Source organism: Aeromicrobium sp. (assembly GCF_023146395.1).
GTDB lineage: Bacteria > Actinomycetota > Actinomycetes > Propionibacteriales > Nocardioidaceae > Aeromicrobium.
Genome location: NZ_JAGLCD010000009.1, coordinates 41,639 through 66,220, shown reverse-complemented (window position 1 = coordinate 66,220; position 24,582 = coordinate 41,639). Strand labels below are relative to the sequence as shown.

Below are 24,582 nucleotides of genomic sequence, written 5' to 3'. Positions count from 1 at the left end.
CAAGGCCGCGAATCAACGCCAAGTTGACTGGCGACAACGGCGCGTGGGGCGAGTGCCTCTCGGCGTCGTCGAGGAGGGGGTACGTCGCTGCTGGTCGGCGGATCGCGACACAGCCCTGGTAACTTATAGTTGTCATTGTCTAGTTTTACTTTACCGGCGAAGTGGGGTCTGCATGGCTGTTCCGGGGTCGGCGCATCTGGTTCTGGCGCCCGGGGTGGTCCATCTGGACGAGCCGGCGGCGGTGTTCGAGGCGATGCTTTCGGGCTGGGGCAGGCAGCAGAGATCGAGACTGCTGGCCGAGGCGACGATCGAGCCGCGGGTGTTGTTGCTGCGACGGTTCACCAGCTTCGCCGAGTCGCATCCGTGGGACTGGACGGCCGGCGACGTGGAGGACTTCACGGCCAGCCTGATGTCGGGCAAGACACGTCTGGCGCCGTCGACGATCCGTGGCTATCACCTGACGTTGCGGCTGTTCTGCGACTACCTGCTCGACGGTCGTTATGGCTGGGTGGCCCAGTGCGAGCAGCGGTTCGGGTCGATTCCGTCGCAGGTCTGCCACGACTACAACACCGCTGCGCATCTGGTCGAGTACGAGGGCAAACCGTCGCGGCGGCCGTTCTCCTACGACGAGATCGAGACGCTGTTCGGGTTCCTCGACGACCGCGTCGAACAGGTCGCCCGCTCGGGACGCAAGGGCACTTTGGCGGCGTTGCGCGATGCGCAGATGGTCAAGACGGCCTACGCGTTCGGGCTGCGCCGGCGCGAGTTGTGCTTCCTGGACGTGGTCGACCTTCGCCCGAATCCGCGGATGCCGGGCTGGGGAACCTACGGCGCAGTCCATGTCCGCTACGCCAAGTCCAGCCGCGGCAGCGCGCCGCGACGGCGCACGGTCCTGGCCGTCCCGGAGTTCGACTGGGTCATCGGCGGGTTGGCGCAGTGGGTCGAGCAGGCCAGGCCGCTGCTGAATCCCGGCTCTCGCCAGGAGCTGTGGTTGACCGAACGCCGCCAGCGGATCAGCCCCAAGACGATGGACAAGAGGTTCGCGTTCCTTCGTCAGCAGGCCGGGTTGGCGGCGGAGTTGACGTTGCACTGCCTGCGTCATTCCTACGTCACGCACCTGATCGAGTTCGGCTATCCCGAGCGGTTCGTGACCGAGCAGGTCGGCCACTCCTACGCCTCGACCACCGCGATCTACACCTCGGTCTCCAACGACTTCAAGACCAAGACCCTGCAGGCCGCGCTCGGACGCGTCTATGGCAACACCACCCACCACGACGACAACCGGGAGCAACGATGAGCACCAAGACCGTGATCCGGTGGAACCTGCGCCAGCTGATGGCCGAGAACGGCATGTTCGCCACCACTGACCTCGTCGAGCCACTGCACCGACGAGGGGTCGAGATCTCCCGGCAGATGGTCCACCGGGTCGCGACGAAACCACCCCAGCGGATCAACCTGGACCTGCTCGCAGCCCTCTGCGACATCCTGGCCTGCACCCCCAACGACCTCCTCGAGCTCGCTCAGGAGCAGGTCGTTGAGCCTGCTGCGAGCGGCGACGGCGGGCCCGGCATCGGTGACCTGCGGCCGATCCGCGCCACGATCCGCCGCCCCAGCACGGGCGAGTGAAGGATCGTGCCTGCTTCGATTGCGGCGGCACCCGCTACGCCCACACCCGCCTGCCGCACGGGCCGATCTGCACCGCTTGTCGCCGCCGTCGCCACTACCACCACGAGTCATGCCCCGCCTGCGGCGCCGTTCGCCCGCTGGCCTACCTCGCCGACGAGCTGATCGTCTGCGCCTCCTGCGCCGGCGCCACCTCGATCTTCGCCTGCGACACCTGCGGGCGGGAGGACCACCCCTACGGCGCCAAACGATGCGCCCGCTGCACCCTGCGCGAACGCCTCACCGACCTGCTGGCCGACCCGACGACCGGTCAGATCCACACCCGCCTGCAACCGGTCTTCGACGAACTCGTGGAGTCCGAACGGCCGCAGAGCGGAATCTGGTGGCTGCGCAAGAACCCCGGAACCGGACCCAGACTGCTGCGGCAGATGGCCCGCGGAGAGATCCAGATCAGTCACGAAACGTTTCGGGAGCTGCCGTCAGACCGCGCCCACGACTACCTGCGCACCCTGCTCACAGCGGTCGGGGTCCTGGAACCATTCGAGATCCGCATCGAGCGGATACTGCCCTGGATCGAGAAGGTCACGGCCGACCTCCCTGCCGAGCAGGCAGCCCTGATCCAACGATTCGCGCACTGGCACGTGCTGCGGCACATGCGCACCGCCGCCCGCGAAGATCGCCTGACTCAGACCATCACCGACGCGTCCCGGCGACGGATCCGCGTTGCGATCGACTTCGTGGCCTTCCTCGAGACCTGCGGCGCCAGCCCGGCCACCGCGACGCAGGACCTGCTGGAGCGCTACCAGGAACACACCGGCACGGCCTTCAGCCACGAGCACGCCTTCATCGTCTGGCTGCGGGACACGCGCATCAACACCCGCCTGAGTATCCCTGCCATCGCGCGCCTGGCGCCGACCGTGACCGTCTCCGACGAGCAACGCTGGGCCGCGGTCGACCGGCTCCTGCACGACGACAGCCTGCGCCGCTACGTCCGCATCGGTGGGCTGCTGACCCTGCTATTCGCCCAACCGCTCTCCCGCATCGTGACGATGCGCACCAGCCAGACCGCCGTCACCGACCAGGCCGTTCACGTCACCTTCAACACCACCGCCGTCCAGATGCCGCCGCTCCTAGACGACCTGATCCGGCAGCACCTGCAGCATCGCGGCAAGAGCCTCTACGCCTCACGCGAGACCGGCTGGCTCTTCCCAGGCGGCAACCCCGGCCGACACCTCTCCACCGAGGCCATCCGCTCCCAGCTCGTCGCGATCGGCATCAAGCCCTACGAGAACCGCAAAGCCACCCTCTTCTGCCTCGCCGGCGACATCCCCGCACCCGTCCTCGCCGACCTCATCGGCATCACCCACAGCAACGCCGCCGCCTGGGCCGGACTCGCCGCCCGAGACTGGACTGACTACATCGCCGAACGATCCCGCTGACCTGCGAGCATGGACTCGTGGGCCACATCCCCGAAACACGAGACGAGCTCGCGAGCTACTTCGACGAGTTGGGCGTCAACCCTGCCGCCTTCCACTTGTTCGGAGCCCACGCTGACGATGCATTCGTGCTGGACCATCGCCCGCAGGGCTGGGTCGTCTTCTACTCGGAACGCGGTGGCGAGGACATCCTTTCCACTCACCCCAACGAAGCGGCAGCATGCGCCGATCTGCTCACGCGCGTCACAGAGCACGACCACGTCTTCTTCACGCTAGTTGCTGGACCGGCACCCGCCGATCAGGCAGACGCAGATTTCGCCGCGTGGCTCCAGCAGCAAGGGGCAGGTCGCGAGGACTTGGACCCAAGCGACTGGAAGACCGATGACGTCCCGTGGGTGATGACCGGCCCCTACTGGCGGCGCTACTTCGTTCGCACCCTGGCCGCTCGGCGGCTTGAACACCGTTCGGCCTGACGAGAACTGCGGGCTATTCGCTCCATACGAATACGACCCCTCCGCCAGTATTGAGCCGTGAACCGCTGATCACCCGTCGGTGACCGCGGCGCCTTGCCGGGTGTGACGATGTCGATTCACAAGCTGACGGCCGGGTCCGGGTACGACTACTTGACCCGGCAGGTCGCGGCGATGGACGCGACTGAAAAGGGCCACACGTCGCTGGCGACGTACTACACCGATCACGGCGAGACCCCTGGCCGGTGGATGGGCTCGGGGATGGCTGGCATCGATGGCTTGGACGCGGGCGACCCGGTCACGGCCGAGCAGATGAAGGCGTTGTTCGGCTACGGGTTCCACCCGTTGGCCGACTCCCGGGTCACTGAACTTGGTGACTCGGCAACGACTTCGGACATCAAACGCGTCCGTCAATTGGGGACGCCGTTCAAGGTCTACGAGGCTGATGTCCCGCCATACCGGATGGAGGTCGCCCGCCGCTTGGAGGACGCCAATGTCGCTGAGGGACGACCGCGCGAGGCGGTGGTGTCGCTCGGGGAGCGGGCGCGGATGCGCACCGAGGTGGCGCGGGAGTACTTCGTGCGAGAGCACGGCCGCGAGCCGGCCGACGCGCGTGAGCTCGCCTCTGCCGTGGCCCTGTACTCGCGGTCCAAGACCACCGCAGTGGCCGGATACGACCTAACCTTCTCGCCGGTCAAGTCAGTCTCGACGCTGTGGGCGGTGGCCGATCAGGCGACGTCGGCGGCGATCGAACGCGCCCACAATGCGGCCGTCGCAGATGCTCTGGAGTTCATTGAGCAGGAGGCGTTGTACACCCGCACTGGCACCAACGGCGTGCGGCAAGTCGATGCCCGCGGACTCGTCGCCGCCGCGTTCACCCACCGCGATTCCCGTGCCGGCGACCCCGACCTCCACACTCACGTCGCCGTCGCCAACAAGGTCCAGACGGCCAAGGACGGCAAGTGGCTGGCCATCGACGGACGGGTGATCTTCCAGGCAACCGTGGCCGCGTCAGAGACCTACAACACCGCCCTCGAGAGCCACCTGGAGTCCTCACTCGGCGTGCGTTTCGAGGAGCGGGAGGACACCGACCGACGCAAGCGACCGGTGCGCGAGATCGTCGGGGTCGACCCCCGCCTGAACGACCGCTGGTCGACCCGTCGACAGAGCATCGAGCTGCGTCGCGACGTCCTGGTGGCCAAGTTCCACACCGATCACGGCCGCCCACCGACCGCCGTCGAGGCAGTGCAGCTTGCCCAGCAGGCCACGCTCGAGACCCGCGACGCGAAGCACGAGCCGCGCTCGTCACCGGAACAGCGTGCCCAGTGGGCCGAGCAGGCGACCGACGTTCTTGGTGCTCGCGGTCCGGAGCAGATGGTCGCATCGGCGCTCCACCCCGTCCCGCTGTCGCCGCAGGCTGCCGACGCTCGTCGTGTTGACGCGGCGTGGATCGAACGCGTTGCGGGGCGGGTCGTCGAGGGCGTGCAGGACCGCCGGAGCACCTGGAACCGGTGGCACCTCATCGCCGAAGCACAGCGTCATGTGCGCCTCACCGACGTACCCGCCGACCAGGTCCAGCACCTCATGAAGCTCGTGGTCGAGCAGGCGATCGCCACCTGTCAGCCGCTGAAAGGCGTCGACGACGCGGTCCCGGAACCAGAGGAACTGCGCCGGCAGGACGGGGCGAGTGTGTACACCGTGGCCGGCGCCACGCTGTACACATCGCCTCGCATCCTTGCCGCTGAGCAGCGCATCGTCGCGGCTGCTGGCGTCCACGATCGTCACCGCGTTGCCCCGGTGGACGTCGACCTCGCGCTCGCCGAGAGTGCCGCCCACGGTGTCGAGCTCAACACTGGCCAGGCCGCGATGGTCCGGGGCATGGCCACCAGCGGGGCCCGCGTCCAGCTCGGTATCGCCGCCGCCGGTACCGGCAAGACCACCGCGATGCGGGTCTTGACCCAGGCGTGGGAGACCTCTGGGGGCAACGTCATCGGCCTGGCACCTTCGGCCGCGGCAGCAGCGGCTCTGCGCGAACAGACCGGCACGACCACCGACACTCTCGCCAAGCTCGTCGACTCCCTGCAGCGTGGAGCCGGCGGCAACCTGGTCGACCAGATCGGTACCGGCTCACTTGTGGTGATCGATGAGGCCGGCATGGCCGACACCCTGAGCCTGGACACTGCCATAACCGCAGTGCTCGAGCGCGGCGCCTCGGTCCGCCTGATCGGCGACAACCAACAACTTGCCGCCATCGGTGCTGGAGGAGTGCTTCGGGACATCGCCGACCAGCACGGCGAGCTCAAGCTCTCTGAACTGATGCGTTTCGCCGACCTCGCGGAGGGTGCCGCGACCCTCGCGCTGCGTGAAGGACTCCCCGAAGCACTGGGCTACTACTTCGACAACAAGCGCATCCACGTCGGCGACGTTGCCACGCTGACCGACGAGATCTTCACGGCGTGGCGCGGCGACCGGGCCACCGGCAAGGACGCGGTCATGCTGGCACCCACCCGTGACCTCGTGGCTGAGCTCAACGCCCGCGCACGGGCAGCGCGCCTGGCCGACATCGGCGCCTCGCCTGGACGGGAGCTGCGCCTGGCCGACGGCAACAGCGCCTCGGTCGGTGACGTCGTCCTGACTCGCAACAACGACCGCCGACTGCGGATCTCGGCCACCGACTGGGTTAAGAACGGCGACCGCTGGCACGTCGAGAAGGTGCACGGAACAGCACTGTCAGTGCGACACGTGGAGACCGGTTTGCAAGTGCTGCTCCCGGCGAGATACGTCGCCGAGCACACAGAGCTCGGCTACGCCTCGACCGTGCACACGGCGCAAGGCATCTCAGCCGACACCATGCACGGCCTCGTGACCAGCGACCAAACACGTCAGCAGCTCTACACGATGATGAGCCGTGGCCGTCACGAGAGCCACGCCTACGTCGTCGTCACCAGCGACGGCGACGCACACGGACTGATCCGTCCCGAAGCACTCAGGCCGCCCACAGCCGGCGACGTCCTGACCCAGGTCCTGGCTCGCGACGAGTCACCCCGCTCTGCCACGACACTGCTCGCGCAGGCCAACGCAGCCGAAGCACGGCTGCAGAAGGTCACCGAGAAGTACGCCGATGCCATCTACGTTGCGTCCGCAGACCACCTCGGAGACGACGTCGTCGCGGGCATCGAAGCCCAGGCCGACATCCTCGTCCCCGGACTGATCGACGAGCCGGCCTGGCCCGCACTACGCGCGCACCTGATGCTGCTCCAGGCACAAGGTGGCGACGCGATCGGCGAGCTCGCCGACGCCGTGCAGGTCCGAGACGTCGAGTCGGCCGACGACCGTGCCGCGGTACTGGACTGGCGGCTGGACCCGACGGGACGGCGCGACGCCGAGCCAGGACCACTGCCATGGCTGCCCGCCATCCCAAACAAGCTCGCTAAGAACGCCCTCTGGGGCCCATACCTGGGATCGCTCGCGCACGAGATTCGGAAAGCCGCCGACCAGGTGCACGCCGGGACCGCCGATGCCGACTCCCCGGCCTGGGCACGACACGCCAGGCTCTCGCCCGCCGCAGCTGTTGCCGGCGACATCGCCGTGTGGCGTGCCGCCACCGGCGTCGACAAGCCCGATCGACGTCCCACTGGTCCGCGCCAGCTGCAGAAGGCGGCGGTGCTCTATCAGCGCGAGCTCGACACCCGGCTGGACGCCGGTCGGCGGCCGGCGATGGACGAGTGGGGGCCGGCGATCCATGCGCTGCACCCACGGTCGGACTCGTTCACTCCGCTGCTCGCCGAACGCTTGGCAGCGATCAACCGATCCGGCGTCGACGCTGCCGACCTCCTGGGACGTGCCGCATCGGAGGGGCCGTTGCCCGACGAGCACGTGGCCGCAGCACTGTGGTGGCGTATTGCCAGGCACCTGTCGCCGGCGGTTGCGGCCGAGCAGAACTTCAGCGACGGCCAACTGGCTCCCGACTGGGCCGACCTCCTGCACGAGCACCTCGGCGTCGAAGCGGCTTCCAACGTCACGTCGTCACCCTGGTGGCCGACCCTTGTCGTCACCGTCGAGCAGGCGCACGAGCGCGGGTGGCCAGTCGAGCAACTCCTCGACTTCGCCAAGACCAGTGACGTCGATGGCCTCGACCTGGCCCAGGCGATGATCTGGCGCATCGCCCTAGTGACCGACCCACCGCCGGAACACGACACCGCCATACCTGAGGAGTACCTGCCGCCCGAGGACCTGCACGAGCTGGACTCCCTCGAGTACGAGGACGACCTCCGACACTCAACCGAGCTCGACGAGCTGAGCGTTGCGGCACACGACCGCGCCCTCCTGGAGCCAGCAGGCACCACGGGCCTGGGTCTGGATCGCCTGATCGATCGGGCATGGGAGCTGCAGGCATCACCCGTCCCAGTCCAGCGGATCAACGCCATCAACGCCGCATCCGCCGACTACTTCGAGAGCCAGTACTTCGGCTCATGGGCGCAGCTGCACGTGCACGAACGACTCGGCGTCGACCTGGCCGGCGACGAACGTTTCCGCCCAGGCTTCGCCCCGGCCGGCTGGACAAACCTGATCGACCACCTGCGAGAGCACGAATTCACCGTCACTGAGATGCTCGCGGCCGGAGTGGCCAAAAAGGCGTCCAACGGGCGACTCATCGACCGGTTCCGCGACCGGGCCGTTCTGCCCGTCATCACCGCAGGACGCGTCATCGGGTTCGTCGGGCGTCGCAACCCCGATGCCACGGGAGACTTCGCCGGCCCGAAGTACCTCAACTCCCCCGACACCGTCGTGTTCCACAAGGGCGCCCAGCTCTACGGCATCAGCGACGACCACGTGTCCCACGGAGCCGTGCCCGTACTCGTCGAGGGACCCTTCGACGCAATCGCCGTCACCATCGCCTCCGGCGGCGCGTTCGTCGGAGTCGCGCCGCTCGGCACCTCGACGACCGAGGAGCAGGCCGCCCAGCTCGCCGGCCTGCACGCCACACCGTTGGTGGCCACCGACGGCGACCTCGCCGGCCGGATCGCCGCCGAACGCGACTTGTGGCTGCTCGCCCCGCACCTAGTCACGCCGCGGGTCGTGCCCATGCCGATCGGCGCCGACCCGGCCAGTCTGCTCGAGCAGCGGGGCCCGGCCCAGCTGGTGGCCCTGCTGCAGCAGCATCGCGACCTCGCTGCTCTCCTGGTCGACGAACGCCTCACCAATCTGGCCGACCCGAGAGAAAGGAGCACCAACGCGGCCGAGGTCATCGCCGTCACGGCGCCCGAGCAGTGGGAAGGGTTCATTGCAACCACGGCATCAGCGGGGTCGCTGGACCCTGGTCAACTGCGCACCGACGTCGCGGCCGCGGCCCGCTCGTTCAACCAGGACCCGCAGCGGTACTGCACCGACAAGCTCGGCAACGTCTCGCAAGTCCGTCAGCGGCTCGAGGGCCACGACAAGGCGCGCCCGTCCGACCACTGGGCCGCGCTTGGCCGCTCCCTCGACAGCCGCCTGACCGCCCGCAGGGACTGGCCAGCGGCCGCGACGTTGCTGCAGCAACTCCACGACCAGGGCGTCGACGTCGAGAAGGTCGCACGGCAGGCAGTCGCGTCTCGTCCGCTCGGCGCGAACCCTTCACGCGACCTGCGGTACCGCCTCGCCGAGCACCTAGACCGCTCGCAGAACACGGGCACCGCGGTGCCGCGCACGCCCACGGTGCCGCGCACGCCCACGGCGCCGCGCCCGCAGGATCCGCGCGGTCCGCAGCAGCGTCCCCATCGTGCACCGCGGCGCTGATCAGGCAACTCCGCGACAATGCGCGTAGCCCCCACCGGGGTGCTCTTCCCCACGAGGGTGAATCGTAGTCAGGTCGGCGGGCGGTGGCCCTTCGCATCACTCGCCCATCGTCGCGGGCCCGCGCCCCCCGTCGCACGACCTCGACCTCACGCACGAACTCGGCGCCCTCGAGCAGCTCGACCCCGGCTACCTCAAGCAGCAGGTAGCCCATGCGCAACCTCCTCGGCGTGCGTGGTCGGCCGAGCCACGCACCAAGCGCCGGCGGCCTCTCGGCGCAGCAGGCCGGTGCGACCCTCCGCGCGCTTGCGGATCTCCGCGATCGCCTCGGCGTCCTCCAACTGCTCATTCACAACGCGCTGCGCGGAGCCGCCGATCTTGGCTGCGAGGAGCTGATCGGGCGTGCTCACGCGCGCCGCCGCGAGAGGATCTGCTAGCCCTCGGGTAGGCGTCGGGTGGTTTCAGCCTGCGCCACCTCGGGATCCGGCGCGGTGGCGTAGAGCTCGTCAACCGGCAGTTCCGCGTGCGAGTGTGCGCCCGCGGCCGGACGTCGGCGGACGATCACGGTCACGGTCATGGGGGTGCTCTGCGAGGTTGCGTCGGAGCACCAGCAACGCTCGCAGAACGTCACATCCCTGTGGACGGGCCTGTGGACAGAGTGTTTAGAACGTCACCGATGTGGTGGATAATGCACCACCTCTTGCGCGTGTCGCACTGAACTTTGTCATACGCGGGCGGCATTATGAGCCACGGAGTGAGTGTGGGTATATGGCGTCGCAACCGATCCCACGGAAGCCTCAAGACGGGATCTTCGGCCTGGCCGAAGGTCCCGTCTTTTCGTGCGTCCGTACAGGTCTCGGCGTGTCGCCTCAGATTTGGTCTGTCCGCTCGCCTACGGTGAGCCTCGCGACGTCACTATTCCCAGCCTGAAAGGCATCGCCATGAAGATCATGGACACCATCACTCCGAACGAGGCCCACTTCCGTGGACACCACCGCCTGCGGCGCCACTAGCCCACGCCCTCAGGAGCCCTCCCGGACCCCGGTTGAGGGCTACTTGTCGAGCCCACACTCCTTGCAGCGCAAGGCACCGGCGTACCCGACGATGCTCTCGTCGACGCTCATCGTGACGGCGCCGTCGACGAGCTCAAACCAGACCGATCCGCACGGGCACTCGATGTGCTCGTCGCCCGATCGCTCAGAGGCCCACTGCGTCATGTCCACGACGGTCATGGTCGGAGTGTATGTCCAAGCGGGACGGTCCCGCTGGAGAAGGGAGCAGGCTATGAACAGCCTCCCCCACCCCCCGCCGCCCTCCGGGCGGCACCACCCGAAGGGCCCCGCGGGGTCCTGGAAGACGGGACAGCGTGTCCCCTGGACCGGGAAGTGGCGCGACCAGCACGGCGACGTCGCTCACTTCCGATCCGGGAGCACGTTCCCGCCGTGCATCGGCCGGAAGGGCGAGTGCGCGTTCCGTCACTGGATCACTGACCCGCAGCTGCAACTGCGAGTCGAGTGACGGAACCATCCCTGAGTAGGGGATAGGAGTTGGCCTCGAGCTTCGGCTCGGGGCCTTCTTCTGTTGGGCGGCGACTCTGCGTGGGTGTCCGGTCCGACGCACGACGGTTTACCCATGATGGTGCATCCTTCGCGGGTGTGCAGGCAAGGGTGCACTACCTTCTATTTTTTCCGGCCTGCGCGGAGTACGTCCGAACCGTTAGTCCAGTAGCTCGCCAGTCTCCGAGTCGACCACGCTGAGCCGCGGGGCCCCGGGCTGGCTCGTTGCCAGGTCTGGCTCGGTTCTCAAGGCGCGAATGTCTCCGGCATACGCCTCGGTGCGCCTGCGAACCTCGGTCTCGGAAACGTGGTTGACGTACCGGCTTCGTGAGGGCCACGGGGAGTGTTGGCGCTCGCAGTGGGATTGCATTCTGGTGCGCATGCGCTCGAGGAACGCGGGCAGCGTGTATCGGTGCCACTCCTCGATGAGGTCGCTGCTGAGCGCATCGTGAACCCGGTGCCGTTGGTCGGCCAACACAGCGAGCTCGTGGACGAGGTGCGGGTGGCGTGGCCAGCACGGCGGAATGATCCCTGCCGGGTCGAAGACGTACTCGTGGTTGATCCAGGCAGCGACGCGATCCAACCATTTCCAGAGGTCGACGCGCAGGACGGGGTCGGTGCAGGTCGCGGGCAGCCATGGACGCGGGAGGTCCGTGATGTTCCCGAGCGCTGCGATCTCTTCCGGTCGTCCGTTGGCGGCGATGGACAGTTCGCGATAGGCCAAGCGCACTCGGGGAGGGGGTTTCGGGAACAGCCAGATCAATCGCTCGTCATCGGCCTCCGGGACCTCGCGGGGTGTGGTCACGTGGGTCATCTACCGAAACCGCGCCGTTGTGACTCGACCAGTGCAGCAGTGGCGCGGGCGGCAGGTTCGATTCGGTGGTGACGGGCGGACTCGACACGGGTACGAGCCGCTTCCTGAGCCTTCAGGAGTTCCCGGCCGCTGGCGCCGTCGATGCAGCCGTGCAGCTTGGCCAGCACGGGTCGACCGTTCTCGGCGATTACCAATGCTTGGCGCTGCTCGAGCTGGCGGATCTCGGCGCCGGTCAAGATCGGGATCTCGTCGCTGCTGCTCGAGCGTCCGGCCATCGTCCCGCTCTGCCAGTTAAACCGCGTCACCCGCACAGGCCCGAGCAGGTCGGAGATCTCGCGGTTGAAAGAGACGTCCTTGGAGCCACCGAACAGGGCCAGGACGTTCGTCAGGCCGAAGAGCGCTCGGGCTTCCTGCTCGCCGAAGATCGCCGCCAACTGACGCCACGTCTGGGCCGCGTAGATGAAGGACAGGCCGAGCGCGCGTTCGTTGGCCATGCGGGTGCGCAAGGTCGGCAACGGTGCGGTCGACGGCAGCTCATCAAGAACCGTCACCATCGGCGGGCACAGCTTGCCGTGGGGCGAGGAGTTCGCGAGCTCGAGGGCGGTGTCCAGGACGTGTTCGGCCACGGCCGTCATGAGAGGCGAGGCAGATGCGTAGGGGTCTTCGCGGCCGAGGAGGTAGATCGTGCCGCCGCGGGTGATGATGTCAGCGACGTCGGTGGCGCGCCGCCCCCTTCCAGGGACGCACCGGCGCCGGATGTCACCCTGGAAGAACAACGACATTGCCTGCTGAACGGTCGTCGCGGTGTTGCCCGCGGTGCGCTCGTCGCCCCGCAGTGCGCCCTGCAGGAGGCCGTGCCAGAACGGTGCCGCGTGGGGGTGCTCGCGCAGGATCTCCTCAGGCTCGATCGCGGCTCGGGGATTGGCGACCCATTCCAGAACGTCGTCGAGACCCCGTCCGCTCAGAGCTGCGGCGTGGAAGTACGCCTGGATGACCTTGGAGGCCTCTGCGGCGTAGAACCGAGCTGCGTCGTCGGTGTGAGAGGAGCCCTTGACCGTGCCGGCGGTGAACGCCTTCGCCCGACGTTCGGCGAGCATTGGGTCGACGCACCCCGCGACGGGGTCGAAGACGAACTCCGGCAGACCTGGTGCGAGCCCGAACGGATCCAGGACGACGCACGGTCTGTCTTCGACCGAACGGGCGTCGATCGTCAGCAGCAGGTCCTCAACCTTGGTCAACGTCACCAAGGCGGCGCCGGGCGCACCGAGCAACGCGGGCACGAGCACGTCGAGCGTCTTGCCCGAGCCTTGCGGACCGATGACGCCGGTGGTGCGGTCCCACGGCACCCACAGCTCCTTGCCGGTGCGTGGTTCGTGAGCCTTGCCGAGCTTCCAGCCGACCTGCGTCGGGTCGAACGTCTTCATCGCCGGCGACTTTCGGGTGCGGTGTGCAGGTCGGGGCGCACGATGTGGGCGTGCTTGCGCAGCCTTGCCAGGCCGAGGACCTGTTCGACCTCGTCGGGGGTGGCCATGCCTTTGATGCGCCCCGGCCCGAAGCGCCGCAACGTCAGCACCGCGGCCCATGTGGTGGCGGCGATGACGACGAGCTCGAGGAAAATCACCCAGCTGATTACCGAGTTGGCGGAGGCGTGGCTGGCTGGAATGTGGTCGAGGCCGGCGGTGGGGTCACCGGTCAGGATCGACGGCAGGCTGGTGAAGACGGCGCGTGACTCCGGCAACGCCCACGGGGCCCCGGAGAGCCAGTTCGCCACGGCCCTGGCCACGTGCACGGTCAGGATCAGCACGAAGCCGATCACCATCGTGACCCCCACGGGGATCTCCCATGACCACGGGTAGGGGTTGGTGCGCCGCTCCTGCTGCAGGTTCGCCATGGTCCACAAGGCCGCAACGCTGTTCCCGGTGATTACTCACTTGCAGCTCACTGTGCCGGGGCGTCGACGTCGCCGACGCGCCAGATCTCGTAGATGGCCTTACCCGACGAGTTGTAGGGGAAGTTCCCGATGCCCAGCTTGGTGCTGCGAGCGTCGATCGTGGTCTGGTTGGAGGGGTCGTTGACGATCACGACGTGACCGACCTGATTGGGACCCAGGTAGGAGTCCCAGAAGATCAGGTCGCCGGGTAGCTCCTGACCCGGCTCGACACGGAACCCGTTGCCCTGGGCGAGCCAGTCCCGTTGGGCGCCGGCGGTGCGGGGCATGGTGATGCCGATCTGCTTGAACGCTGTCTGGACCAGGCCCGAGCAGTCGAAGCCGGCCGGGCCGGTGCCGCCGAAGGTGTAGGGCTTGCCGGCTTGGGCGTTGGCCCAGGTCAGCACGGTCGCCGCGCGCGGTCTAGCCAGCGGCGACAGGCTGGGGTCTCCGTTGCCGCTGCCGTCGCCGCAGTTCTCGACACCTCCCATGACGGTGCCGCCGCCGTAGGCGTGCGCGTACGTGAGGACGTCGTTGACGTACCAGTCGGCGTGGTTGTAGGCGACGATCGCGTCCCGTACGCCCTGCTCTCCTTTGGAGATGCCGTTGGCGGTCAGGTAGTTCGCGGCCGAGTGGACGCTGTCGGCGGCGTTGGTGATGTCGGCCCGCCCGTCGCCGTCGCCATCGACGCCGTACTGGGCGAACGTGGCCGGCATGAACTGCATGGGTCCCTGGGCACCGGCGCTGGAGACGCTCGTCAGCGCACCGTGGCGCGTCTCGATCATCCCGATGGCCGCCAAGATGGTCCACGGCATGGCGTACTTGTCGGCGGCGCCGATATAGAGCTGGCGCATGTTCTCGGGGATGGGGACGGCCTGTGTGGCGGAGGAGTGCTTGACCGGTTCGCCTGGCCTCGGCAGGACGAACCCGATCCCAGCGCTGGTGTCGTCGACGGCCGGTGGAGGAGCGGGCGCGGTCTCGACCGGCTGTCGTCCGTCCAGGACGACTCCCTGGGAGGCCATCCACGATTGGGGGTCGATCGCCTGGCCGTTCTGGCGGATCTCGAAGTGCAGGTGTGCGCCGCTGACGTCGCCGGTGGCCCCTTGGACTCCGACCGGTGCGCCGGCCTGCACGCTCTGGCCGACCGTGACTGACGGGGTGTGCGCCAGGTGTCCGTAGCGGGTCTGGATGCCGTTCCCGTGGTCGATGAGGACTTGGTTGCCGTACCCGCCGCGCCAGCCGGCCTCAGTGACCGTGCCGCCGGCGGCCGCGACGATCGTCTTAGAGCCGGTAGCCACCAGGTCGATGCCCGCGTGCATCTTGTGCACGTTCTGGGTGGGGTGCAGCCGCACCCCGAATGAGCTGGTGATGCGATAGGTGCCGGTCATCGGGGGGCGCCAGGCACCGGCAGTGACCGCGACTGGTCCCCCGCACGACGTCGACGCGATCGCCGCTGGTCCGATCGCGCCGCCGGCGATCAGCGCCACGGCGACCAGCGGCATGACGAGCAGGGCAGCGACGGCCATGCAGATCCACCCTGCAGTCTTCATCAGGCTGCGCCTGCGAGGTTCTCGTTGGTGAAGGTGAGCTGGTGCTCGGCCGGGTGAAGGACGGTCTGCACCTGGTACAGCTGGTCGCCGACGCCCCAGAGCGCGCGCCCCTTGCCCTGCATGCCCCAACCAGTGACGAGGTTGCGGGCGATCTGCCCCAGACCGAGCAGCTGCTCGAGCTCGTTGGCGACGCCTTGGTCCTGGCCGTGCAGGATCTTGATGTCGACCAGGTGCAGGAGGTCCTTGGCGATGGTCTGGGCCTGGCTGCCGGCACTGCCGGCCGAGAGCAGGTCCGATGGCTTGTGGGCGACGGCGAACTGGATGTCGCCGTCGCGGCGCGACAAGCGCAGGTCGGCGTCGAAGCTCTTGACGGCCTCGACGCCGAGGCGTAGCTGCTTCCAGGACTCGTCTCGCACCACGACGCGCATGTCACCCGGTGCCGCGAGCTCACGCATCCCGCGCCCCCAGGAGTTGAGGCAGGTCAACGCGATCCCGGTCGCCTCGTCCCCCAACGGCTCCAAGCGCGAGAGGCTGAGCGACTGGATCGGGGCGGTCCAGTCGATGTCGATGTTGGTGTGGTCGTCGAAGAGGCCGGCGAGCGCACCGGTGACCAGCTGGGCGAGCGCGTCGCGCAGCAGGCGGGTCTCGTCGAGGAAGTGCCGATCGGACTCGTACCGGGTCGAGGCGACCAGCTCGCGGGTCGGGCTGTCGAGCAGGTGCCACAGCTCGGCGATCGTCGTCTCCTTCAGACGAGTGCTGCCGAGGTCGTATCCGGTGAGGGTCTCCAAGGCTCGCTTGATGACCACTTCATCGGTGGGTCCGAAAGGCACGTGCTGGGCACCGACCTTCTGCGAGCCAACGAGTCCCCGCACCAGGGTGAGCCACCTCGAGAACACCACGGCGGAGCGTTCCTTCGCCTCGGTGGCGTCTAGCTGGTCCCACCCCTGCCCCATTGGGCCGAGCGCCAATGGGTTGATCCGTATCGACATGCCGGGGCCGATGCTGAACGGCTGTACCCCGAACGCCCGGCACAGCGGTTCGTACTCGTCTTTCGGGTCACCCAAGATCAGGGTGCGGTATCCGAAGTCCATCATGCGCAGGCAGAAGGCCTTGGTCGTGGCGGACTTGCCTCGGCCGGGCTTTCCGAAACTCATGATGTTGGGGTTAGTGACCGGGACCCGGTCGTCGAGGACCCAGCCCATGGGGTCGGCGTAGAACGCCGCACCGGAGAGCTGATCGATACCCATCTGAGCCCCGGTGGGCGGCAGGCCGGGTGTGGAGATCCACGGCCACAGCGCCGGAGTCTGCTCCGAGGTCATCTGCCATTGCAGGACCGGGGCCCGACTGGCCGACCAACCGCGGTCGCGCTGGAAGCGTCCAGCGCGAGGGGACGGGCGGAACAGGCGAGGGTCTTTCGCTGCCTGCTCCGCCACCGTCGTGGCCGGGAGGTCGTGGCCGAAGTCCGACAGCAGCCTGCCGACGTCACGGCCGCCAGTTCCACGACCCTTGGTTCCCATCAGTTCGTCCCGCGGGCCAGTGAGACCCCGAGCGGGATCGTCGACGCCGCGAAGGCCACGTCCTGGGCCAGGTCGAGGCGCAGCGGCGACAACCCGGCACGTCTGATCGACGAGTCCAGGCGCCGGCCAGCTTCACCGGCACGGACTGTCTTCGGCACGGTCACCGTGGCCACGGCGTACGGCTGGGTCAAGGCACTGCCGCGGGCGAGCTTGGTGTCGAGACGACGTACCTTGTCGGCGTCCTCGCGTTCACGAGCGCGCTGCTTGACCTTGCCCTTTTCGCGCAGACCGTCGGCGATGTCGGCGCCCCACTCGCTGTTGCGCGCTTTGGACTCAGCACGTGCCTGGTCGAGGATCGGGAAAGAGACGACCAGCGAACGCCTCTCACCCGGCTCCGTCGGGTTGATGATCGGAGCGAGGGCACCCATCAGCATTCCCTTGTCAGGCAGCTTCAGGGTCGAGGAGACCGAGTTCCACGCGTCGTGGGAGTAGTGGCGCACGACGCTGTCGGCACCAGATGGGCCGGCCAGCGCCCATGGCACCTCGGAGTTGACCCGTTCGCCCTGCGCGGCGGCGTCCAGGGCGTTCACGATGCCCGCACGATCACCTGGTGCGAATCCGGTCCGGCACGCGGCCGCCAGTGCCGGCGAGGTCAGCCAGCTCACCTCGGTCATCCCGACCGAGGCCTTCAACTGTGCTTCGACCTCGCCCGCGAGCATGTACAGGCTCTGGGCCCGCCCGGCCAGACCGCCGCCGGCCTCCTTGGCCTCCTTGGCCAGGCGGCCCTCCGGCACCACGAACGTCACGAACGCCTCGGTGCGCACCGATCCGCTCGAGAGCGCCTCCTGGAGCTCATCGTTGACCCGGCGAGCCAGCTGAGGCCCGCCGGGGCGGCGGTGCTTGCTGACCCACTGGGTGCGCTCGGCGCCATCGTCGGGGACCGTGCGGATGGTGACCAGCAGCTCGTCGATCAGCTCGGTCCGTGCGCTCATCTCGATCAGCTCGGCCAACCCCAGTCCGTGCCGGTGACGAGTCGATGGGTCGGCCATGCCGATCCCGGGGTGGACGATCGCCGCCGTCATCGCCCACGTGCGGGCGAAATGGTTCTGGACGATCGCCAACCGTGCCTGCTGCGGACCTCGCGGAGCGCCCTCGTGGATCTCGACGCTGCTGAGCGGTCCCGGCAGGTCAGGAACCGCAAGCGCAGTCGGCTGGCCGCTTGCGGCGCGCGAGCGGAACCGGGTCCGCCCTGCCATCGTCCCGAGGGTGAACGCCGCCAGCGAGACCAGCCACCCGGTTGCCGACCGGCCCTTGACCGGCACCACGACCAGCGCGATCGTCAGGGCGCCGACGAAAGCCAGAGCGAAGAACTCGATCACCGCCCCGCGAGACAGGGCGACGATGGCTGGGAACCCCGCGGCGGTCACCGCGCCGACCTGGAGCCCGGAGAGTCCGAAGAACCAGCCGACCCGAGCGCGTCCGTAGTCGTTGTAGATGGTCGCGGTCATGGTGTCCTGCTTTCGTTGGTCGTTGTCGGGAAGTGATCAGGCGACCGGGGGGACGCCACCAGCGGCCGCGGCCCCGCCACCGCCTCCGGCGGCAGCGCCACCACCAGCGCCACCTCCGCCTCCGGCTGCGCCACCACCGCCTGGCGCTCCCCCGCCTCCGGGCGGCTGGGAGCTGGGCGGGCTCGGCGGGGGTGGCAGTGTCCCGCCCCTGGCGCCCGGTGAGGAGGTGTTGCTGTCGCCGTCGGTGTCGGCGGTGTCGCGCTGGTCGGGGTTGAACTGGCGAGATGAGCCTTGGTCGGGGAAGTAGTCGCCGCTGCCGACCGCGGTCTGGTTCATCTCGTCGGCGCCGACCGAAGAGAGCTTGCCCGAGGCCGAGGTGAGCGCCTGAATGCCCTGCCCGTACGTGCCGAGCATCTTGGCTATGCCGCCTGTCATTCGCGCCGAGGTCGCGTCGCTGCCCGACTGTTCGCCCTGGGACTGACCCGAGCTCGTCGACGTCGAGGCCGCCGAGCTCTGACCGCCACCGGACTGGCCACCGAGCAGTCCACCGAGGCCCCCTGCGGCGTCCAGGCCGGCTCGCATGGAGGCGCCGCTGCTTGTGCCGGGGTCGACGAAGGCGAGCAGCCGGAACAGCACGACCGGTGACCCGATCGAGATGACGATGATGACCACAGCCGGCAGGGCCGTGCCGAGGGTCTTCTCGGTCGAGTCGGCGAATCCTTGGCCGATTCCGGAGGTCAGTTGCACACCGATGCCGAGGATCAGCACGCTCAGGACCGGGGTGAGGGCGGCGGCGTGGAACCAGCGCACCGACTTCCAGAACCAGGACTTGCCGGATTCGGAGACCAGGCCGGCCGCCGAGATGACCGAGGTGCCGCCGAGGATCAACAAGGCGACTGCACGCATGAGCATGATGACGAAGTGGCCGATGGCCGCGACCCAGAGGAAGATCCCCATGACACCCATGACCGTGGCGAGAGCGATCTGCATCGAGTCCGAGACGGCGTTGCCGTAGCCGAGCGGGTTCCACTGTGACCAGTTGTCGACGTTCAGCATCGACTTCATCAGGGCCTTCGTCAGTCCTCCAGCGGCGGCGACGATGGCTACCGAGTAGGCGATCCAGCAGAACCACACACCCACGAACTGGCCAGCCCCGAGCAGGACCCGGCCCAGGCTCTTGCCGTCGCGGCGGAATACGGCCACACCGATCTGCGCCAGGGCCATCAGAGTGACCAGGGTGGCCGCGACCCAGAACGTGGTCTTGTAGACCTCGGCGGCCGGGCCGGTCTCGCTGAGGTCGGGGGTCATGAAGTAGTCGACCGCGCTCAGGCAGAGGCGCAGGATCCACAGGCCGGAGTCGAAGATGGCCCACATGATCCCGACCCAGGCGCTGGCGGCAGCCTCGCCGATGGCGTCGCCGGCGATGCCGAAGGGGTTCAGGGGTCCCAGGAAGTCCAGGGGGCCGGCAGCAGGTTGCACGAGTGTGGAGCGCATGGGGTCAGTCCTTCTGCTCGAGGGTGCGCCAGCCCGCGTCGATGCTGCGCTGAGAGCCGGGCCACGTGGACGGGGCGACGGCCGGTGCTGTTCCGGCGGCGATCTCCCATCGGGTGCCGTCCCACTGCATCCGTTCGCAGTGGCCGAACCCGAAACGGGTCTCCTTGGCTAGCGAGATCTGGACGTCGAACAGGACGCACGCCAGGACCCAGTCCTCGCCGTCGGTGCCCTTGACCTGGCCGGCGGCCGGGAGGGCGCTGGTCTCGATCGTGGGGTCGCCGTTGCTGGTTCCGGCCGAGGCGTGGAAGGCCCGGATCGACTGAGCGATCGGCCACTCCAGGTAGTTCGCCTGGGGGTCGGACCAGTGCTCGAAGACGAATCGCGCGGCGTCGGTGTCCATGGGAGTCAGGGCCGTGGTGATGATCGACGTCAGCTGGGCCACGGCCCCTTCGGGGGTGTGGGGGTAGCCGGTCGGCACATCCGCCGTGCCGGTGTCGGTAGCCCCCGGCATCGCCAGAGTCCTCGCTGGTTCGAGCGAGGGTGCGGCCGGGCGAAGGTCAGCCTCGGTGATCTCGAGCATCGGAGCGGCAGCGACGGCGTTGCGGTAGCCGTCGCCACGAACGCCATCGGGGCCGACTGGGAACTCCTCCGCGATCTCGGCCGCGTCGGGCTGGGCGGGTTCTGTAGCCGAGGCCACGATGCGCACCGTGGCGTATCCCAGGCCAAGAGCCAGCAGCACCGCGAAGACGCCCGCGCCCGCGAGAAGGGCTTGCAGCCGCTGACGCGACCATGGCTCGACCACGTCCGCTGGCGCCGGGCTGTTGCTTCGCTTGGCGAACATCGCTCACACGCAGCCGTCGCCGAGGATCGCGGCCAGCATGCCGGGTATGATCAGCAGGGCGATGGCGCTGATCATGACCACGACGACGGAGATGACTCCGACCTTGGAGGCGTGGGTCATCGAGAACATGCGGCCGCCGACGACGGCGCCGATGCCGACGAGCGCGGCGATGCCCATCATGATGATGACTCCCCACATCACGTAGCCCTGGACCTGGTCGACGTGGACCTGGGCACCTGGAGGAGCGATGGGGCAGACCTGCGTCGCGATCTGGTTGCCGATTGACTCAACGGACATGGGCGTTTCCTTCCGGTGGGCGAGTGACGGAGGTGAGCGCGGACTTGGCTGCCCGCCGGACTGCGGGAGGTAGTGGTGCGCGGTCGAGGCCGGTGACCGCGAGGTGACGGTCGAACGGGATCGTGTGGAGTCGGCCGCGCTGTGCCAGCTGCTCGACGGCACCGGTGGCGGCGACAGTGACGGTCTTGGGCCACTTCTTGCGGTCGGGACCGAGCACCATCGCGTGGACGTCGTCGCGCCCGCACACGTCGATGGCGGCCTCGAGAGCGCGCATCCCGGGTGCTGTTGCGGTGGTGGTCAGAACCAGCGGGTGTGAAGCGAGCGCCACGGCGAGCCATGAGCCCGAAGCGACCACACGAGTCAGGTCCCAGCTGATGTCGACGACCGTCAAACCCCGCTCTGTCGGCGCCGGGGGCGGGACATTCTCGGGTCGCTCGTGGGAGCTGGTGGTGCGCTCGATCAACACCAGGTCTCGTTGGCCTTGACGCCATCCGGTCGCGCGCACGCCAAGCTCGGCGGTGGTGGCCTCGGCCAGGCCGGTGGTGTGCATCGGGCCTGCCTCGACCATGCGCACTTCGGTGGCGGCAGCTTCGGCGATAGCCGTGGCGGCGACGGTGGTGCCAACCCGTGCTGCAGCGCCGGCGATCACGATGACGGCCTCGGCGGGGTCCCACGTCTCGTGGGTCGCTTGCGCGCGGCGTTGACCTGGCGGTCCCGTCTGGAACTCGCCGGACTCGAGCGCGGCGGCCGCTCGTTGGACCTCGGCCAGTGAGAAGGCCATCAGAGACCACCGCCCATCGCACGGCTGCGGCGAACGATCTCGCCACGGAGCGCCGGAGCGCCCAGCTGTGACAGCTCGAGCTTGGCGGCCCGTGCTGCCTTGAGCCGGCTAAGTGCACCGTCGAGGTCCGCCAAGGCCGGTCCCTCTTGTGCCGCTGTCTCGAACAGCGCGTCGATCTGGTTGTGATCGCTCGACATCGTCATCACCTCGGCACACAAGGCCGAACGGTCATGTGTGGTGATCACGCTGCGGTCGGCTCGTGAAGGGCGCCGGCCGCGAACTCGGTCAGGTCGTGGAGGCAGCGCCGCAGCCGACGTCGGACGGTGACCTCGTGCAGGCCGAGACGATCGGCGACGACAGTGGCAGCAGCTCGACTCCCCAGTCCGCAAGCCTGGCGCCGTGCGGGCGCTCCCGCGCCGAGCTCCAGCTCGTCCGTCGCGATGGCGATGTCCACAAGAAGCTCGAGGTCTGCTGGAGTGATGACCTGTGATGTGACGGCATCGTCCAAGAGCTCGAGGAGCTCAGACGCAGCCGTGCTCGACGACGGCCGGTGGGGATCAATGACGATCTCCCACGCACCCCACTGCGGGTCCCACGGGTTGGTGGCTGCCCATGCCCGGTCAGCTCGCTTGCAACCTTCTCCGAAGCCAAGCTCGGCTTGGACGGCGCGGCGGACGATCCGCAGGACGCAGGGAGCAATGGGGGCGGGCTTCTCCCATTCAGCTTCGCGGCAGGCGACCCAGAGCGCACTGGCTGTCAGTTCGTCGACACCGTTCGGTGCTGCCGGCGACGTGGCCTGTCGGGCTATCGACGTCGCCCCGGGCGTGAGCAACCAAGCGAGGATCGTGGCAGCCAAGGGCTCGTCGTGGCCGCGGGGAGAGCCGAGTCGGGCGAGGGCGCGGAGGACGTCGTCGGTCCGGGGGTCTCGGGTCCACGACCACGTGCCGAGGTCGAGGAGGTCGACACCGATGTCGAGTGCGGGCTCCAACTCGATCCAGTCGTGCCAGCGGGTGTGTGCTTCACGGAGTGCAGGCGTCGACGTTGACTCGACCCCGAGGACGGTGGCGATGCTCATGACAGTTCCTTCCTTGCTGCGGACAGCAAGAAATGAACTGCGGTGACGTCACCGCTTTCGTACCCCCGAAGCCTCGAAACCAGGGGGGTACGTAGGGAGTACGTCCACGTTTACACAGGTCAGAGCACGTACCCCCGAAAGTTCAGAAAGTCAGAGCAGAAGCGCGACTTCGCGGTTCGGACTGTGCCGATCGTCGTCAAATCAGATCACCAGACGCCGCGGAAGCACAGACAGACCTCGGCTCTCTGGTCGATCCTCAACGGGCCACCCTCGGACTGTTCGGGCTGGGCAACCGCCGTCGAGCAACCTTGTCGTATCGCACGTCTTCGACGTCAACTGACGCGGGAGATCGACTCACCGTGGAAGCTCACGCGTCCCGTGGCGAATGGATTCGTGGTCTGTTCCAGCTGGCACGAGACGGTCATCCTGCCCCGGACCTCGACGCGGTCGCCTCGCTCGAAGCGCAGCAGCTCGGAGGCGAGCTCATCGATGCAGACCAGCTCGGCCGTTGGCACGGTGTCGATGACGCACACCCGCCCGTGGTGGTGGACTTCTTGCTGAGTCCCGATCATGACCGCGACGACGTCGCCGCGCCTCGAGTCAATGGGCTCGGGCTTCGCGAGAAGCGTGCCTATAACGACAACGTGGATGCTCATGTCCCTCCTAATGCCGGTTAATGTGGCACTAGTATGGGACTGCCGCCGCGGTGATGACAATGGCCGACATGCCAAGCGTCGCCCAACCCGATCTCCCCGCCGAGGTCGGTGCCGCGATCGACGCGCTCGGCAACCGCGTCAAGGCCGCAGCGATCCGATCACTGCTCGTCGAGGGACCGGCCACACAGACCGAGCTCGCGGAGCGCCTGAACGTGAATCGGGCCAACCTCCAGAGGCATCTGGCAGTACTCGAGGAGCTCGGCGTCCTGCTCGTTCAGCCACCTCGCTCCGAGCCGGACGTCCGACGCCGGGCCCACTCGGTCAATGTCGATCGGCTGCGACAGCTGCACGGTGATCTCGGCCGCGGGATCGGCTTGGATTGACAGACCCCGACACTCGGCGCGCGGCGCGAATCCATGGGCGTGCGGCACATTCGCCGCAGGGCTACTGCAACCCTTCACCGACGAGAACGGTGTGGGCCCGCGTCATTCGGATCTGACCGAACTGGCCCGAGTAGTCGACGGGGCACCCAGGCCACCACGTAGGTCGTCTCGCCGGCTCTGGATTCGTCTCGGTCCAGGACCCAGGCCACCCGCGCGACCCAGTCGCGGCCGTCACGCTTCCACTCGAGCTAGAGGTCTTTGTAGGGGCAGCCCGCGCGCGGCACGCCGCAGACCCAAACACGCCGGACACGTGTCGGCCTGGCCACCGCGGGGCGGCCCTCAGCCGCTCAACTTCAGACGGTCGCAGAACCGCCCGGAGCGGGCTGACGCTGGGGCAGAATGGCGACATGGCAAGCACCGATGGATCGCCCGCCACCTTGGTCGAAGTGATGCAGCAACACCCGGAGCTCAACACCTTCGGGATCGGCGCCTTCGACGCGAACAGGAAGACCCGCGAGCAGCAGGGGTCCGAAGTCGCCGAGGGACGTTCCGAACTCTTGCAGCGCGAAACGACCATCATGCAGCTCGTTGCCTGGCTGAAGGACAACATCGCCCCCATCCAGACCCCGACGCAGAACAGTTACCCGATCAAGGGCTACATCGAGCGAGCTCGAGGGGAGTACATCAGCAATGGTGAGTTGATCGCCGCGGCTCTCATCGTCGGCTATTCATACAAGTACGTGGCGCCGAACGTGCTGTTCGGCATGAGCCAGCGGGACGTGGACCGGGTCTTCCAGATGGGTCAGTAACGCGGCTCGACGCCCACCGACCCACCGGGTGAACTAGGCACCTCTCGCAGGAGAGACCATCCCGCACGTG

22 protein-coding genes are annotated in these 24,582 nt (G+C 68.1%); 7 read left to right on the top strand and 15 right to left on the bottom strand.

From position 1 onward, the window contains the following. Positions 1-172 precede the first annotated feature (172 nt). From KAG51_RS08525 to mobF, 5 genes are all read left to right on the top strand, one after another. Positions 173-1,297, top strand: a complete 1,125-nt coding sequence (locus tag KAG51_RS08525) for a tyrosine-type recombinase/integrase (RefSeq protein ID WP_290582623.1) — start codon at positions 173-175, stop codon at positions 1,295-1,297. Further along, a complete protein-coding gene (locus tag KAG51_RS08520) occupies positions 1,294-1,626 on the top strand; it encodes a helix-turn-helix transcriptional regulator (RefSeq protein ID WP_290582621.1) in 333 nt (110 codons plus the stop codon). Before KAG51_RS08525 ends, KAG51_RS08520 begins: the two co-directional genes overlap by 4 nt. After that, the gene (locus KAG51_RS08515; protein ID WP_290582619.1) at positions 1,623-3,062 is read left to right on the top strand and encodes a hypothetical protein; all 1,440 of its coding nucleotides are present in this window, start codon (positions 1,623-1,625) and stop codon (positions 3,060-3,062) included. The genes KAG51_RS08520 and KAG51_RS08515 overlap by 4 nt, the downstream gene beginning before the upstream one ends. A gap of 17 nt (positions 3,063-3,079) precedes the next feature. After that, complete coding sequence (locus KAG51_RS08510; protein WP_290582618.1) at positions 3,080-3,532, top strand: hypothetical protein; 453 nt, start codon at positions 3,080-3,082, stop codon at positions 3,530-3,532. 108 nt (positions 3,533-3,640) lie between these two features. Then, positions 3,641-9,307: a MobF family relaxase gene (gene mobF, locus KAG51_RS08505; RefSeq protein WP_290582616.1), complete on the top strand. Its 5,667-nt coding sequence runs from the start codon at positions 3,641-3,643 to the stop codon at positions 9,305-9,307. Positions 9,308-9,498: 191 nt separating this feature from the next. Here mobF and KAG51_RS08500 read toward each other — a convergent pair whose 3' ends face one another. The 15 genes from KAG51_RS08500 to KAG51_RS08430 form a co-directional block, all read right to left on the bottom strand. Beyond that, positions 9,499-9,714, bottom strand: coding sequence for a hypothetical protein (locus KAG51_RS08500; RefSeq protein WP_290582614.1), 216 nt, complete (start codon positions 9,712-9,714; stop codon positions 9,499-9,501). 642 nt (positions 9,715-10,356) lie between these two features. Then, positions 10,357-10,536: a hypothetical protein gene (locus KAG51_RS08495; protein WP_290582612.1), complete on the bottom strand. Its 180-nt coding sequence runs from the start codon at positions 10,534-10,536 to the stop codon at positions 10,357-10,359. A gap of 484 nt (positions 10,537-11,020) precedes the next feature. Then, positions 11,021-11,665: a hypothetical protein gene (locus KAG51_RS08490; RefSeq protein ID WP_290582610.1), complete on the bottom strand. Its 645-nt coding sequence runs from the start codon at positions 11,663-11,665 to the stop codon at positions 11,021-11,023. A gap of 5 nt (positions 11,666-11,670) precedes the next feature. After that, a complete protein-coding gene (locus KAG51_RS08485; protein WP_290582608.1) occupies positions 11,671-13,098 on the bottom strand; it encodes a TraM recognition domain-containing protein in 1,428 nt (475 codons plus the stop codon). Then, the gene (locus KAG51_RS08480) at positions 13,095-13,565 is read right to left on the bottom strand and encodes a hypothetical protein (protein ID WP_290582606.1); all 471 of its coding nucleotides are present in this window, start codon (positions 13,563-13,565) and stop codon (positions 13,095-13,097) included. The genes KAG51_RS08485 and KAG51_RS08480 overlap by 4 nt, the downstream gene beginning before the upstream one ends. A 47-nt stretch (positions 13,566-13,612) precedes the next feature. Then, positions 13,613-15,151 (bottom strand): peptidoglycan DD-metalloendopeptidase family protein, encoded by a 1,539-nt coding sequence (locus KAG51_RS08475; protein WP_290582604.1) that lies wholly within the window; start codon positions 15,149-15,151, stop codon positions 13,613-13,615. Continuing rightward, entirely contained in the window at positions 15,151-16,470 is a 1,320-nt protein-coding gene (locus KAG51_RS08470) for an ATP-binding protein (RefSeq protein ID WP_290582602.1), read from the bottom strand. Before KAG51_RS08470 ends, KAG51_RS08475 begins: the two co-directional genes overlap by 1 nt. Positions 16,471-16,667: 197 nt before the next feature. Beyond that, positions 16,668-18,176, bottom strand: a complete 1,509-nt coding sequence (locus tag KAG51_RS08465) for an SCO6880 family protein (protein WP_290582600.1) — start codon at positions 18,174-18,176, stop codon at positions 16,668-16,670. 36 nt (positions 18,177-18,212) lie between these two features. Further along, positions 18,213-19,670 carry a type IV secretion system protein gene (locus KAG51_RS08460; protein ID WP_290582598.1) on the bottom strand — a complete coding sequence of 486 codons (1,458 nt, stop codon included), beginning with the start codon at positions 19,668-19,670 and terminating at the stop codon, positions 18,213-18,215. A 4-nt stretch (positions 19,671-19,674) separates the two neighbouring features. Next, entirely contained in the window at positions 19,675-20,511 is an 837-nt protein-coding gene (locus tag KAG51_RS08455; protein ID WP_290582596.1) for a hypothetical protein, read from the bottom strand. A 3-nt stretch (positions 20,512-20,514) separates the two neighbouring features. After that, a complete protein-coding gene (locus tag KAG51_RS08450; protein WP_290582594.1) occupies positions 20,515-20,808 on the bottom strand; it encodes a hypothetical protein in 294 nt (97 codons plus the stop codon). Continuing rightward, the gene (locus KAG51_RS08445; RefSeq protein WP_290582592.1) at positions 20,798-21,589 is read right to left on the bottom strand and encodes a hypothetical protein; all 792 of its coding nucleotides are present in this window, start codon (positions 21,587-21,589) and stop codon (positions 20,798-20,800) included. The genes KAG51_RS08450 and KAG51_RS08445 overlap by 11 nt, the downstream gene beginning before the upstream one ends. Beyond that, positions 21,589-21,786, bottom strand: coding sequence for a hypothetical protein (locus tag KAG51_RS08440; RefSeq protein ID WP_290582590.1), 198 nt, complete (start codon positions 21,784-21,786; stop codon positions 21,589-21,591). Before KAG51_RS08440 ends, KAG51_RS08445 begins: the two co-directional genes overlap by 1 nt. Positions 21,787-21,830: 44 nt before the next feature. Then, a complete protein-coding gene (locus KAG51_RS08435; protein ID WP_290582588.1) occupies positions 21,831-22,664 on the bottom strand; it encodes a hypothetical protein in 834 nt (277 codons plus the stop codon). A 332-nt stretch (positions 22,665-22,996) separates the two neighbouring features. Then, a complete protein-coding gene (locus tag KAG51_RS08430) occupies positions 22,997-23,320 on the bottom strand; it encodes a hypothetical protein (protein ID WP_290582586.1) in 324 nt (107 codons plus the stop codon). 68 nt (positions 23,321-23,388) lie between these two features. Between KAG51_RS08430 and KAG51_RS08425 the strand changes: the two genes are divergently transcribed. Both KAG51_RS08425 and KAG51_RS08420 read left to right on the top strand, forming a co-directional pair. Then, on the top strand, positions 23,389-23,703 hold the full coding sequence (locus KAG51_RS08425) for a helix-turn-helix domain-containing protein (protein ID WP_290582584.1): 315 nt from the start codon (positions 23,389-23,391) through the stop codon (positions 23,701-23,703). A 407-nt stretch (positions 23,704-24,110) separates the two neighbouring features. After that, positions 24,111-24,512 carry a hypothetical protein gene (locus tag KAG51_RS08420; protein WP_290582582.1) on the top strand — a complete coding sequence of 134 codons (402 nt, stop codon included), beginning with the start codon at positions 24,111-24,113 and terminating at the stop codon, positions 24,510-24,512. Positions 24,513-24,582: the final 70 nt, after the last annotated feature.